The sequence below is a fragment of the Streptomyces sp. NPDC047042 genome, from assembly GCF_040644035.1.
In the GTDB taxonomy this organism is placed as follows: Bacteria; Actinomycetota; Actinomycetes; order Streptomycetales; family Streptomycetaceae; genus Streptomyces.
In genome coordinates, this window is sequence record NZ_JBEYVP010000008.1 from 178,927 (window position 1) to 192,496 (window position 13,570).

At 70.7% G+C, this 13,570-nt stretch carries 11 protein-coding genes; 6 read left to right on the forward strand and 5 right to left on the reverse strand.

The genetic code is table 11. The annotated features are described in order from the left end of the window. Positions 1-113: 113 nt before the first annotated feature. Genes ABZ855_RS11360 through ABZ855_RS11370 form a run of 3 tightly spaced genes read right to left on the reverse strand, consistent with a single transcriptional unit; the run spans position 114 to position 5,079 of the window. Positions 114-3,629, reverse strand: a complete 3,516-nt coding sequence (locus ABZ855_RS11360; RefSeq protein WP_360804592.1) for a 5-oxoprolinase/urea amidolyase family protein — start codon at positions 3,627-3,629, stop codon at positions 114-116. Next, positions 3,626-4,258, reverse strand: a complete 633-nt coding sequence (locus tag ABZ855_RS11365; RefSeq protein ID WP_360804595.1) for an urea amidolyase associated protein UAAP2 — start codon at positions 4,256-4,258, stop codon at positions 3,626-3,628. The genes ABZ855_RS11360 and ABZ855_RS11365 overlap by 4 nt, the downstream gene beginning before the upstream one ends. Then, complete coding sequence (locus tag ABZ855_RS11370) at positions 4,255-5,079, reverse strand: urea amidolyase associated protein UAAP1 (RefSeq protein WP_360804598.1); 825 nt, start codon at positions 5,077-5,079, stop codon at positions 4,255-4,257. Before ABZ855_RS11370 ends, ABZ855_RS11365 begins: the two co-directional genes overlap by 4 nt. A gap of 217 nt (positions 5,080-5,296) precedes the next feature. Here ABZ855_RS11370 and ABZ855_RS11375 point away from each other — a divergent pair, with 217 nt between their 5' ends. The 6 genes from ABZ855_RS11375 (at position 5,297) to ABZ855_RS11400 (ending at position 11,064) form a co-directional block, all read left to right on the forward strand. Then, complete coding sequence (locus tag ABZ855_RS11375) at positions 5,297-5,932, forward strand: helix-turn-helix domain-containing protein (RefSeq protein ID WP_360804601.1); 636 nt, start codon at positions 5,297-5,299, stop codon at positions 5,930-5,932. Positions 5,933-6,268: 336 nt separating this feature from the next. Next, entirely contained in the window at positions 6,269-8,014 is a 1,746-nt protein-coding gene (locus tag ABZ855_RS11380) for an ATP-binding protein (protein ID WP_360804604.1), read from the forward strand. Beyond that, a complete protein-coding gene (locus ABZ855_RS11385) occupies positions 8,011-8,418 on the forward strand; it encodes a roadblock/LC7 domain-containing protein (RefSeq protein ID WP_360804607.1) in 408 nt (135 codons plus the stop codon). The genes ABZ855_RS11380 and ABZ855_RS11385 overlap by 4 nt, the downstream gene beginning before the upstream one ends. After that, complete coding sequence (locus ABZ855_RS11390; protein ID WP_360804610.1) at positions 8,415-8,897, forward strand: DUF742 domain-containing protein; 483 nt, start codon at positions 8,415-8,417, stop codon at positions 8,895-8,897. The genes ABZ855_RS11385 and ABZ855_RS11390 overlap by 4 nt, the downstream gene beginning before the upstream one ends. Next, complete coding sequence (locus tag ABZ855_RS11395) at positions 8,878-9,498, forward strand: ATP/GTP-binding protein (protein ID WP_360804613.1); 621 nt, start codon at positions 8,878-8,880, stop codon at positions 9,496-9,498. The genes ABZ855_RS11390 and ABZ855_RS11395 overlap by 20 nt, the downstream gene beginning before the upstream one ends. 69 nt (positions 9,499-9,567) lie before the next feature. Then, positions 9,568-11,064, forward strand: coding sequence for a cytochrome P450 (locus ABZ855_RS11400; RefSeq protein ID WP_360804616.1), 1,497 nt, complete (start codon positions 9,568-9,570; stop codon positions 11,062-11,064). A gap of 18 nt (positions 11,065-11,082) precedes the next feature. Here ABZ855_RS11400 and ABZ855_RS11405 read toward each other — a convergent pair whose 3' ends face one another. Together ABZ855_RS11405 and ABZ855_RS11410 are read right to left on the reverse strand one after the other, a co-directional pair. Next, positions 11,083-12,024, reverse strand: coding sequence for an RluA family pseudouridine synthase (locus ABZ855_RS11405; protein WP_360804619.1), 942 nt, complete (start codon positions 12,022-12,024; stop codon positions 11,083-11,085). A gap of 66 nt (positions 12,025-12,090) precedes the next feature. Beyond that, positions 12,091-13,095 (reverse strand): terpene synthase family protein, encoded by a 1,005-nt coding sequence (locus tag ABZ855_RS11410; RefSeq protein ID WP_360804622.1) that lies wholly within the window; start codon positions 13,093-13,095, stop codon positions 12,091-12,093. Between the last annotated feature and the right edge of the window lie 475 nt (positions 13,096-13,570).

A 13,570-nucleotide genomic window follows, 5' to 3' on the forward strand; every position in this document is an offset into this window, starting at 1 on the left:
GCTTTCGCGCTGAACGCGCTCGTCCTCAAACGCCGGACGGGCTGACTTCCAGCCCCTCCGGCGTTTGAGGAGCGGGGTGGGTAGGGGCGGCGGGGGCGAGAGAGCGGGCGGGGTCAGGGGGTTGGGGTCAGGATGAGTAGTGCTGTGCCTGCTTCCACCTGGGCGCCCGGTCTCGTCAGGATCTGGTGGATCACTCCCGACGCCGGGGCATGCACCCGGGACTCCATCTTCATCGCCTCCAGGGCGAGCAGCGGCTGGCCCGCTGTCACCTCGTCGCCGGGGGACACGTTCAACTGCCATACCGACGCGGCGAATTCGGCCTCGATCAGCCGGCTCCCAGGGGGAACCGTCACCTCGGGCGCGGCAGCGGCCGGTGCCGTGGCCGTCTCCGCCCTCGTGAACTCGCCCGCCGCCTCCCACGCGTCCCGTTCCGCCGCGAACGCCGCGCCCTGGCGGGAGCGGAACCCGGCGATCGACTCGGCGTTCCGGGTCAGGAAATCCTCGTACTCGGCCAGGGAGAACACGCCCTCCTCGATGCGGGGGACGAAACGGCCCGAGGTGATGTCGGCCCGCAGTTCGAGGAGTTCGTCGGGCTCGACGGCGTACCACTTGATGCGGTCGAAGAACCGCAGCAGCCACGGTGACCCCGGCTCGAACGCGCCGCGCTGCTGCCAGCCCGACCACACCTGGGTGGTGCGGCCGACGAACTGGTAGCCGCCGGGGCCCTCCATGCCGTAGACGCAGAGATAGGCGCCCCCGATGCCGACCGAGTTCTCCGCGGTCCAGGTGCGGGCCGGGTTGTACTTCGTCGTCACCAGGCGGTGGCGGGGGTCCAGCGGCGTGGCGACCGGGGCGCCCAGGTAGACGTCTCCCAGGCCCAGGACGAGGTACTCCGCGTCGAAGACCGTGCGGTACACGTCGTCGACCGAGTCCAGGCCGTTCACGCGGCGGATGAACTCGATGTTCCAGGGGCACCAGGGGGCGTCGTCGCGGACGCCCGCCATGTAGCGGGCTATCGCCTCGCGGGTCGCCGGGTCGTCCCAGGAGAGGGGGAGGTGGACGGTCCGGGAGGGGACCGTGAGGCGGTCCGCCGGGGGCAGGGCGGTGGCCGTCCGCCGTATCGCGGCGAGGAGTTCGGGCTGCGGGAGGACGGCCGGGTCGGCCTGGATCTGGAGGGAGCGGATGCCCGGGGTCAGGTCCTTCACCCCGTCCAGGTCCAGCTCGGCCACCGCCTCCATCAGGGCGTGGACCCGCATCCGGAGGCCCAAGTCGAGCTGCATGGGGCCGAATTCGACCAACAGGTTGTCGTCGCCGCTGCGGCGATAGGTGATGTCGCCGTCACGGGCCAGGACGCCACCGTCCTCAATTTCCGGCCTTGGTGCGCCCGTTGTGTCCACGGGGGTGAAGCGGACCGTGTCGCCGGGGCGCAACTGGCCCAGTTTCCAGCGTTCCGTGCTGAGGACAGTCGCCGGGCACACGAAACCGCCCAGGGATGGGCCGTCCGGGCCCAGCAGGACCGGCATGTCGCCGGTGTAGTCGACGGCGCCCACTGAGTACGGCGTGTCGTGGATGTTGGAGGGGTGCAGGCCCGCCTCACCGCCGTCGGTGCGTGCCCAGCGGGGCTTGGGGCCGACCAGTCGTACGCCGGTGCGGGCCGAGTTGAAGTGGACCTTCCAGTCGGCCGCGTAGAAGTCGTGGATGTCCTCCTCGGTGAAGAACTCCGGTGCCGCGTGGGGGCCTTCGACCGAGCCGAGGTGCCAGGTCGAGGTGAAGGCGGGGCGGTCCTCCGGGGCGACCGTTTCCGCCGATTCCGTCGCCGCTCCGCCGTGCAGGACGTCGCCCGTGCGCAGCGCCCGGCCTCCGTGGCCGCCGAACCTGCCCAGTGTGAAGGTGGCCGCGCTGCCGAGGAACGGCGGCACGTCCAGGCCGCCGCCCGCGAAGAGCACGTACGTCCGCAGGCCCTGTTCCGTCGGGGCGCCGATCGTCAGTACGGCGCCCGCCGGTACCGTCACCGGCTCCCACTGTGCGACCGGCGTGCCGTCCAGCGTGACCGGTGCCGGGGCCCCGGTGACGCACACCGTGGTGGGGTGGGTGAATCTCAACGACGGCCCCTGGAGGGTGCATTCGAGGCCGGGGGCGCCCTCGGCGTTGCCCAGGGCCCGGTTGCCGAGCCGGAAGGAACGGTCGTCCATCGGGCCGCACGGGGGGACGCCGACCTGCCAGTAGCCGGTGCGGCCCGGCCAGTCCTGGACGGTGGTGAGGGTGCCGCCGGAGACGACCTCGATGCGTGGAGTCGGGTCGCTCACCCCGGCCAGGGTCGCCGTCGAGTGCCTCGCGGAGCGGAAGTCGCGGTTCGCCAGCGCCGCCCGGACCAGGCCGAGGTTGGTTTCGATGCCGTCTACCCGGGTGCGGGCCAGCGCCTCGTCCAGCCGGCGCAGGGCGTGCTCCCGGTCGGCGCCGTAGGCGATCACCTTCGCGAGCATCGGGTCGTACGACGTGGTCACCTCGGTGCCCGTCTCCACCCAGCCGTCGACCCGTACCCCGGCCGGGAACTCCACCCGCGTCAACAGGCCCGCGCTGGGCCGGTGTTCGCGCGAGGGGTCCTCGGCGTAGACGCGGGCCTCGACGGCGTGACCGCGCGGGGTGCCCGGGTCCCGTACGACATCGCGCTCACCGCGCGCCAGGCGCAGCATCCAGGCGACGAGGTCGACGCCGTAGATCTCCTCCGTGACCGGATGTTCCACCTGGAGCCGGGTGTTGACCTCCAGGAAGTACGCCTCCTCGCGCGCGGCGTCGTACACGAACTCCACCGTACCGGCGGAGCGATAGCCGACCGAGGCGCACAAGTCGCGGGCCGAGGCGGCGAGTTGTGCGCGGACGTGGGCGGGGATGCCGGGTGCCGGCGCCTCTTCCAGCACCTTCTGGTTGCGGCGCTGGAGTGAGCAGTCGCGGTCGCCGAAGGTGACGACCCTGCCCTCGCCGTCGCCGAAGACCTGCACCTCGACATGGCGGGCGTGTTCGACCAGCCGTTCCAGGAAGACACCGGCCGATGAGAAGGACGCGGCGGCTACGCGCTGCACCCGCTCCCAGGCGTCGGCGAGTTCGGCAGCCGAGGCGCACGCCGACATGCCGATGCCGCCGCCACCGCCGGTCGCCTTGAGCATCACGGGATAGCCGATGGCGGCTGCCCGCGCGTACGCCTCGTCGAGGGAGGCCAGCAGTCCTGTGCCGGGGGCCAGAGGCACGCCCGCCGCTTCCGCCGCCGCACGGGCCGTGTGTTTCGCGCCGAACAGTTCCAGCTGCCCCGGCGTCGGGCCCACGAACACGATCCCGGCGTCCTCGCAGCGCCGCGCGAAGCCGGCGTCCTCGGACAGGAAGCCGTACCCGGGATGGATCGCCCCCGCACCCGTCGCCTTGGCCGCCGCCAGCACGAGGTCGGCGTCGAGGTACGACTCCTTCGCGGGCGCCGGCCCCAGGCGCACCGCCTCGTCGGCGAGCCGGACGTGCGGGGCCGAGCGGTCGGGGTCGGAGTAGACGGCGACCGTGCGCAGGCCCAGCTCCCGTGCCGTACGGATGATGCGGACGGCGATCTCGCCCCGGTTGGCGACCAGCAGCGTGTCGAAGGTCATGCCGTGCCTGCCTCTGTGCCCGCCTCGGTGATGGTCATCTCCACCTCGGTCGGGTCGAAGCCGTTGCAGGGGTTGTTGATCTGGGGGCAGTTGGAGACGAGGACCAGGACATCGCGTTCGGCGCGGAGCGTGAGGGACAGGCCGGGCGCCGACAGGCCGTCCACGATGCCGAGCGTGCCGTCCTTCTCCACCGGCACGTTCATGTACCAGTTGATGTTGGAGACCAAGTCCCTTTTGCCCAGGCCGTGTCTGGCGCCCTCGGCGAGGAAGTTGTCCACGCACGCGTGCTGCGACCAGGTGTGGTGGCCGTAGCGCAGGGTGTTCGACTCCTTGGAGCAGGCGCCGCCGACCGTGTCGTGCCGGCCGACGTCGTCGGCGGCCACGGTCATCAGGGGCGTGTGTTCGTTCGACATCAGGACACTGCCGGTGGTGAGGAAGATGCCGCCCTGCGCGTGGATCGTGTCGGGCGCGCTGTAGCGCACGGATGTGTCGTGGGCGTCGTACACCAGGAAGTCGACGGCCTGGTTGCCGTGCAGGTCGGTGATGGTGAGGGTGCCGCCGGCCCGGACGACCGACGACCAGGCGGCGCGGGCGGGAACGACGGTCTTCCGGACGATCGGCGTGCTCATGCGAGCCCCCTCGCGGCAAGGAATTCGGCGGTGTTCAGGAACGCGCGGCGGCCTTCGGGCGTGGCCTCCCACAGGGGGTCGCCGGGGCGGGTGGCCTCGGCGCGCCAGGCCAGCACCTCCAGCGGGGTGCTGACGTAGTCGTCGCGCGGGTCGGCGGGGTGCGGGACGTTCGCGATCAGCACGGTGACGTCCTGCTCGGCGCGCAGCGTCACACTGCCGCCCGGTCCGGCCGAGCCGGTGAAGTCGAGGGCGCCGTCCTCGCGTATCTGCACGCCCTGGAAGAAGGAGAGCGACGGCGGCAGATCGCGCGGCTGGAGGCCGTTCTTGGCCGCGGCCAGCTTGAACAGCTCACGTCCGGCGGGGGAGGGCGACTGCGGGGTGCCGTCGCCGTACCGGGCGGTGTTGCGTACGAGGGTCGAGGTGCCGCAGAGCGCGTCATGGCGCCCCGAGGTGTCGGCGACCAGGGAGGCGAGGACGCGGCCCTGGTCGGAGAGGAGCAACTGGCCCTCGCCGAGGTAGGCGTTCCACTGCACCTTGACCGTGTCGGCGACGTTCAGCCGCTCCCAGGGCCGGTCCGCGACGAAGAGCAGCAGATGGGCGCAGGCGTCACCGCGCAGGTCGGTCAGGCGCAGCTCGGTGCCACGGGCCAGCACCCGGTGTGTGTAGTTGCCGCCTGCCACGGTCTCGGCCCACACCAGATGGCCGGCGGCGCAGGGTGGCGACGGCCAGTCGGCGGCCGGGACGACGGGCATGGCCTCGGCCTGAGCGCCCTCCTGGGCGCGGGCGTGGTCGCGGGCTCCGTACGTGGTCGATGTCCCCATCGAGGGTCCTCCGGCTCCGAAGTCGTACTGCGGGTGGTGTCGGGTGCGGGGCGGGTCGGCGGTGTGCTGGTCGTCGGTCCGGGGTCCGCCGCGCTATTTCTGTCGCCCGACAGAAATTAGGCGCGCGGCGAGACACCGCAGTTGCCCGTGCGTTTCGTCCCCGTTACCGATTGCTCACGAAGATCGTCGGGCGGCGCGGTGTGCGAGGATCGAACGCATGGGAACGACGGGTGGGCCGGGCGGACGGCGGGTCGGCAGACCGCGGGCCGCGCAGCGGCCGGACAGCGGGCTCGCCCCGCGGGCGGAACTGCTGACCGCGGCCGCCGAGTTGTTCACCACCCGGGGCTATGCCGCCACCACCACGCGGACCATCGCCGAGCGGGCGGGGATGCGCCAGGCGTCCATGTACCACTACGTCTCCGGCAAGGAGGAGCTGCTCGCCGAGCTCCTGGAGTCCACCGTCACGCCGTCCCTGACGTACGCCCGCGGGCTGCTCGCCGACGACGCGACCCCGGCCGAGAGCCGGCTGTGGAAGCTGTGCCGCACCGACGTCGAGCTGCTCTGCGGCGGCCCGCACAACCTCGGCGGCCTCTACCTCCTCCCCGAGGTGCGCGCCGAACGCTTCGCGGGCTTCCATGCCGTACGGGCGGAACTCAAGGACGCCTACCGGCAGTTGCTGGCGGCGACGGCGGCCGGGGGCGCGCTCGCCAAGAGTGAGCTGGACCTGCGGACGGATCTGCTCTTCGGGCTCATCGAGGGCGTCATCCTCGTGCACCGCTCCGATCCCGAGCGCCCGGCCGCGGTCTTCGCGGAAGCCACGGCGGACGCGGCGCTGCGCATCGCCGGAATCTGAGGCTCAGGGCGCTTCCGGGCCTCCAGGAGGCCTTTGTTCACCCGTCACGGTGAGTGGTCCTCGCACATCCATGCGCCGTTACTCAGCGTGTGCGATTGCATCCGCAGCGTGTAAATGGGCCGAGGGTACTCCAGTTGCGAAGGGCATTTCAGAGGCTTGCCGAATATGACACGGCGTTGATCCGGTCGGACTAAGCTCGCCCGCAGCGCACCGAGTTGGGATGTATTCGTGCGCTTGTTCCCAAAGATGCGGAAGATCCAGAAACTCCTGACAGTTCCCAGACGTACCCCCAAGCAAGTTCCCCCAACCCCAGCCGATTTGTCTCAGAGGGCATACATGGTGAGTGTTCAATCGCCCCCCGGTGGCCGTGAACTTCCCTACGCGCGCGTGCTGTTGCTACCTGCCATAGCTATGGCCGGGGCGACCGGAGCCGCCGTCGCCCTGGTGACGGGCCCGGCCCGGTCCGCCGTCGGCTGGTTCGGGGCCATGGCCACGCTGCTGGTCGTCGCGGTCGCCGCCGAAGCGGTCCGCCGCGGCCGTACCGTCCGTGATCTGCGTGCCGGGCACGCCCGTGACACCGCGTATCTGGAACGGCGCATCGCCGCCCACGACGAGGACTTCGTCCGGCTCGGCGAGGAGATCCTGCCGTACGCGCTCCGTCTGATGCGCGGAGTCGGTTCACCCTCAGAGGTGATTCGCCACCTGGGTCTGCCGGACTCCGCGTACCCCGGGCTGCCCGTGCCGCAGCTCCGGCTGCTGGAGCACGTCCTGGAGATCGTCGACCGCGAGGAGGCCATGCGGGACGGCTCCGAGCGCGCGTTCGTCAGCATCGCCCGGCGAGTGCAGTCGATCGTCCACCAGCAGGCCAACGAACTCCGCGAGATGGAGGAGGACCACGGCCGCAACCCCGAGGTCTTCGACGACCTCCTGCGCATCGACCACGGCACCGCGCTGATCGGCCGCCTCGCCGACTCCATCTCCGTGCTCGGCGGCGGCCGGCCCGGACGCCAGTGGCCCGAGCCGGTCGCGCTGTACAGCGTGCTGCGCGGCGCGATGTCCAGGATCCTGGAGTACCGCCGTATCGACCTGACCTCCATCGCGCAGGTCAACGTCGACGGCAACTCCGTCGAACCGGTCATCCACGCGGCGGCCGAACTCCTCGACAACGCCACGCGCTACTCGCCGCCCCACACCAAGGTGCATGTCACGGCGACCGAGGTGCAGACCGGCATCGCCATCGAGATCGAGGACGCCGGCGTCAGCCTCAGCGAGGAGTCCCGCAAGCGCGCCGAGGGCATGATCGCCCGCGCCCAGGCGGGCTTCGACCTCAACGACCTCGGTGAGGCGCCGCGCCTCGGCCTGGCGGTCGTGGGACGCCTCTGCGAGTCGTACAACATGCAGATCTCGCTCAGGCAGTCCGCGTACGGCGGTGTCCGCGCCATCCTGGTCGTGCCGTCCGAGATGCTCACCACCGACCCGGCCGTCGGCCTCGCCCACGGCATCGGTGCCACCGCCGCGCCCAAGATCGAACTCGGTGCGCTGGAAGGCCCCAAGCGCCCGCCCAAGAAGCGCCGCCCCACGACCGGCCCGCGCATCCCGGCCTCCGTCTCCATGGAGGACGACATCCCCGAGGTCACCGAGTGGACCGAGAACGGCCTGCCGCAGCGCCGCAGCCGGGTCAAGACCCCGCTCAGCGAGCGGTACGCCCGCTCCCGGGCCGCCGAGGCCGAGATGGAGGCCAACCCGGAGCTGCGGAAACTGTGGGAGCCCGAGTCGCAGAAGAAGAAGGACAAGAAGGACGAGCCCCTGCCGGGCCTGTGGGTCGAGGCGTTCATGGAGGGGCTCAAGGGCGACCCGGACCCCACGGCCTACACCCGGAACCCCGACGACCCCACGACGCTCTCCGGCCACCCGGACGACGCGCCCGACTTCACCGGGTTCCCGGGCGGTTCCACGACCCCGGGCGGCCACCCGGACGACCTGGCGGCCTTCGGCGGCCACCGGGAAGACCCCACCGCAGCCAGTGCGACCAACCAGCAGCCGGCCCACGCTGAGGCCGACGACGAGGGGGACCTCAAGTGATCTCGCAGCGAGCCAACTTCGACTGGATGCTCAAGGCGCTCGCCGACGGCGTACCGGGTGTCCAGCAGATCGTGGTGCTCTCCGCCGACGGACTGCGCATCGCCCGCTACGGCGGCGACCCCGACGCCGCCGACCGTGTCGCCGCCGCCTGCGCGGGGCTGCAGAGCCTCGCGGGCGCCGTCGCGCACGAGATCCCGGACAGCGACGGCACGATGCGCATGGTCATCATCGAGGTCACCGGCGGCTACTTCTACCTGATGGCCGCCGGCCCCAACGCCTACCTCGCGGTCCTCGCCAACGTGGTCGCCGAACCCGGCAGCATGAGCCACCACATGCGTGACCTCGTCGTCCGGATCGGCGAGCATCTCACCAGTCCGCCCCGGCGGAACGGGCAGAGCGTATGACTCCTCCGCAGCGTCGACGGCGCTACCCACTGAAACAGGACCCCCCGCCGGAACGCCTGCTGAGCCTCGCCGGCACGGAAGGCGGCACGGGCCCGGAAGGCAAGGGCGGCGCGGAGGGCAAGGAAGGCGCCGAGGGAGAAGAAGGTGAGCGCAGGAATCCCGAGCGGCTCTATGTGCTCACCGGCGCGGCCCCGGGCGGCGAACGCGCCTCTCTCGACCTCGTCACGTTAATCGTGGCGTGCGCCGAACCCCCGCCCTCCGCTCCGCCGGAGCAGTCGGCGCTGCTCCGCCTCTGCAAGGCACCACTGTCCGTGGCCGAGCTCTCGGCTTACCTCAACCTGCCGTTCAGCGTGGTGACCGTCCTGCTCACCGAGCTGCTGACGGCCGAACTGGTCCAGGCGCGCGACCCGCTCATCAGCCAGTCGCTCGCCGACCGTTCCCTCCTCGAAGCGGTGATGCATGGACTTCAAAAGCTCTGACACCATCACGGGTCCACGAACCGAGGACCGGCTGCCGCAATCCACCCAGGCCGCGGTGAAGATCGTGATCGTGGGCGGTTTCGGCGTCGGCAAGACGACCATGGTCGGCTCGGTCAGCGAGATCAGGCCGCTGACCACCGAAGAGACCATGACGCAGGCCGGCATCGGCGTCGACGACAACTACGGCTCCGACTCCAAGACGGCCACCACCGTGGCCATGGACTTCGGCCGCATCAGCATCACCGACCAGCTGGTGCTGTACCTGTTCGGCACCCCCGGCCAGGAACGCTTCTGGTTCCTGTGGAACGGGCTGTTCGAAGGCGCCCTGGGCGCGGTCGTCCTGATCGACACCCGGCGCCTGGAAGTGAGCTTCGACGTGATGGGGCGACTGGAGGAACGAGGCGTCCCCTTCGTCATCGCGGTCAACTCCTTCCCGGACGCGCCCCGTTACCCGGTCGAGGACCTGCGCTCGGCTCTCGACCTGGCCCCGGAGATCCCCATCGTGGAGTGCGACGCCCGCCGCCGGGCCTCCAGCCGGGACACGCTCATGACGCTGATGCGCTTTCTGCACTCGCTGGAGATGAGGAAGGCGTCCGTCTGAACACGCCGATCAACGACCCCCGAGCAACTCATCTGACACCGGATCCATTTCAGTTTCGGAGCGATCACCGTGACGCTTGAACCCCACCCCTCGACCACCACGGACGACCCCCCGCTCGGACCACCCCCCGGTTGCCCCGCCCACGCCGGCGGCGGCGTCAGCGGCACCGGGCCCGGCGGGCTGCGTCGGCTCTACGGTCCCGAGGCGGAGGACCTGGGAGCCGTGTACGAGAAGCTCCGCGCCGAACACGGCGCGGTGGCTCCCGCGCTGCTCCACGACGACGTGCCGATCTGGGTCGTGCTCGGCCACGGCGAGAACCTGCACATGGTGAGCACCCCCTCGCAGTACTGCAAGGACAGCCGGCTGTGGACACCCATGCTGGAAGGCAAGGTCAAGCCCGACCACCCGCTGATGCCGCACTTCGCCTGGCAGCCCATCTGCGCCCACGCCGAGGGCGACGAGCATCTGCGGCTGCGCGGAGCGGTCACCGGCGCCATGTCGACCATCGACCACCGGGGCATCCGCCGCCACATCAACCGCGCCACCCAGCACCTCGTCAACCAGTTCTGTGAGGACGGCAGGGCCGACCTGGTCGGCCAGTTCGCCGAGCATCTGCCGATGGCGGTCATGTGCGAGATCCTCGGCATGCCCGAGGAGTACGGCGACCGGCTGGTGCAGGCCGCCCGCGACTGCCTCAAGGGCAGCGAGACCGCGCTCGCCAGCCACGCCTACCTCATGGAGGTCCTCAGCCGGCACGCCGTCCGCCGCCGGGCCCAGCCGCAGGACGACTTCACCAGCCATCTCGTCACCCACCCCGCCGGGCTGTCCGAGGACGAGGTCAGGGAACACCTGCGCGTGGTGCTCCTCGCCTCCTACGAGACCACGGCCAACCTGCTCGCCAACGTGCTGCGCATGGTGCTCACCGAACCGGGCTTCCGGGCGCAGCTGAACGGCGGCCAGATGACCGTGCCCGAGGCGGTGGAGCAGTCCCTGTGGGACGAGCCGCCGTTCAGCACCGTGTTCGCCTATTTCGCCAAGCAGGACACCGAGCTGGGCGGCCAGCGCATCCGCAAGGGCGACGGACTCCTCCTCGGCATGGCACCGGGCAACGTCGATCCGCGGGTCCGCCCCGACCTCAAGGCGAACATGCAGGGCAACCGCTCGCACCTCGCCTTCAGCGGCGGCCCGCACGAGTGCCCGGGCCAGGACATCGGCCGCGCCATCGCCGACGTCGGCGTCGACGCGCTGCTGACCCGTGTCCCCGACATCCAACTCGCCTGCGCGGAGCACGAGTTGCGCTGGCGGTCGACCGTCGGGAACCGGCATCTGGTGGAACTGCCCGTGAAGTTCGCGCCGAAGCCCCAGCAGGACGTCATGGAGCGGCCCGCCATCAACCCGTTGCAGCGGCAGCGCCCGACCAGCTGGCAGATCAGCTCCGAGCAGCCGCAGCCCACGGTTCCGGCACCCGCGGCTCCGGCCGACGAGCCCACTGCGCCGCCCGTGCCCGAGCCGGTCCGCCGACCGGGCGTGCTGCGCCGCGTCCTGCGCTGGTGGCGCGGCGAATGAGCCGGCCGGCCGGCGAGGTCAGCCGGCCCACTCCTCGTACGAGGACCAGGCCTCGAGCACACGCGGGCTGACGAACCGATGCTCGAGCCCCGTGACCGGATCGGTGAACTCCAGCACCCGGGCCAGCAGTTGGAGCGGGCGCCGGAAGTCACCGACGGCCACGGGGCCGGTCACCACCGGATAGAGGGGATCGCCGAGGATCGGCACCCCCAACGCGCTCATGTGCACCCGCAGTTGGTGGGTCTGTCCGGTGGCCGGCGTCAGCCGGTACCGGGCCCGACCGTCCCGGTGCTCGAGCAGCTCGACCCGGCTCTCGGCGTTGGGCTCGCCCTCTACCTCGTAGGCCGCCGGCACCCCGCGCTCCTTGACGATCCGGCTGCGCACGGTACGCGGCAGGACCAGCGCCGGATCGTGGGGGGCCACCGCCTCGTACTCCTTCGCCACCCGCCTGTCGCGGAACAGCGTCTGGTAGGCGCCGCGTTCGTCCGGTCTGACCGTGAACAGCACCAGGCCGGCCGTCAGCCGGTCCAGGCGGTGGGCCGCGCCCAGCGCCGGGATTCCCAGCTGACGGCGCAGCCGTGCCAGGGCCGTCTCGGCGACATGGCTGCCGCGCGGGGTGGTGGCCAGGAAGTGCGGCTTGTCGGCCACCACCACGTGCTCGTCCCGGTACACGACCTCGATCGGGAAGGGCACGTGCTCCTCGTCCGGCAGATCCCGGTGGAACCACACGAACATGCCCGGCACATACGCCGTGTCCCGCGTCACCGGGCGCCCGGTGACGTCCACGACGCGTCCCTCGTCGAGCATGCCGTCGATCACCCCGGCCCCGGCCGCGAGCCGCGCCACGAGGTGGTCCCGTACGGTCGCCCAGGTGTCACCGGGCGGCAACCGCACCCGCACCGGGTCCACTCCGTCACACTGGGGCAGTGGAGAGGGCGGGGGCGGGGTGCGGCGTCTCATCACGGTGAAGCGTACGTGGCGGTTCTGACAGGACGCCGGTCATCCCCGCCGGCGTCCCTCGGGTCGTCAGGAGCCGAGGGACGCGGACGGGACGTCTCCCGGGGCAGGGGCCTGGTACCGCTCGGCGATCGTCGTCCAGACGTCGACGGCGGCGAGGTGGTAACGCATCACTTCCAGCACGGCCGACAGCTGCTCACGGTCGTTGCCGTTCAGCTGCAACTGTTCGCAAAGCGCCGGGAGCTGGGTGCGCTCAAGATGGTCGTACTCCGACTGCCTGGCCGCTCGCAGCCGGGTGACCACGGCCGCGGCCTCGTCGACGGAGATGTCCAGAAACCTCGCGTACACGAGGACGAAGTTGCATGTCTCGTCCTCGTTCTCGACCTCTCGGCGGTAGGAGCGGACGTCGTTGTAGAGGGTCTGCAGGTCCGTCCAGGCGTCCATCAGCGCACGGAACTGACGGGACTGGCGCACCCGCGGCGGCACCTCCGCCGCTGCCACGTGCTCGGCGAGGCAGATCCCGACGTGGCCGCCGAACGAGCCGCGGCGGCGGACAAGGTACTCGGCAGGATCAGGAATTCGCCCGTCGCACATGCATTCAAGCTCCCAGCATTGTCCGTCGGCATATTCCATCACGGCGTTCAGCATGTTGTGTTTCCAGGCTGTCGACCGGGTCGGCCTCATTCGAAGCCATATGTCGGCGAGGGACCTCTCAATGGGGTGCTGCGGTATCGCGTGCGAGGTGCCTTCCTGTGGCATGAACCGGGAGAGTCCGTCCACCATGGCCCGCGCCCCCGGAAGGTCGCGTTCGGCTTTGAATGTCCTGACGAACATCAGGTCGAGGGCGAACATCCACGCGTACAGGTGGTAAGCCAGGAACAACTCGTCCTTTGACGCGAAGGGATAGCACCACGCGGTGCAATCGGCGAGTCCGATGGCCGCCCACTCGTCCGGGTCGGCCGCGAGGGGCAGCAGCCCCATGCTGTGCGTCCACGCGTCGCCGTCGCGGTTCAGCAGGTCGACGTTCGGGTTCCCCTGCCATGAGTAGAGCATGCGGAGCGAGGGTGTGCTCATCGTGCTGATCTCCTGTCGGGTATTCAAGACCTGGCACGAGCGGTAATTCGCGGATCCTTCGGCTTGGACGGAACACGGAACCGGAGGCTTTCGGGGGATACGGGAACCGGGCGGGAGCGGAGCCTTCCACAATGCCCTCCGGGTGACGGAGCCGACCAAGTCCATGAACTACGCGCTGTGCTCCGTACGCTGCGACCGCGGCCTGGCTGACCAGTACGGGAAAAGGGCCCGCCGGCTGAACCGGTCGAGCGGGGTTTCAGCGGCACGGTCGCGGATCGTCTCTACATTCCGGTGCGCCTGCGGTTTAGTCAACTGTTCGAGGCGATCGGAGCTTGTGCGAGGCGACTTGGCGCGGTAGCGCGGGAGGGTGCCCCGGGCGGCACCCGGTCCCGCGTTCTCGGAGATCGACTGGATGACCCGGCGAACGGTGTGCGCATCCGGACACCACCTCCACGGGCCCGGGCGCGGCACCCCT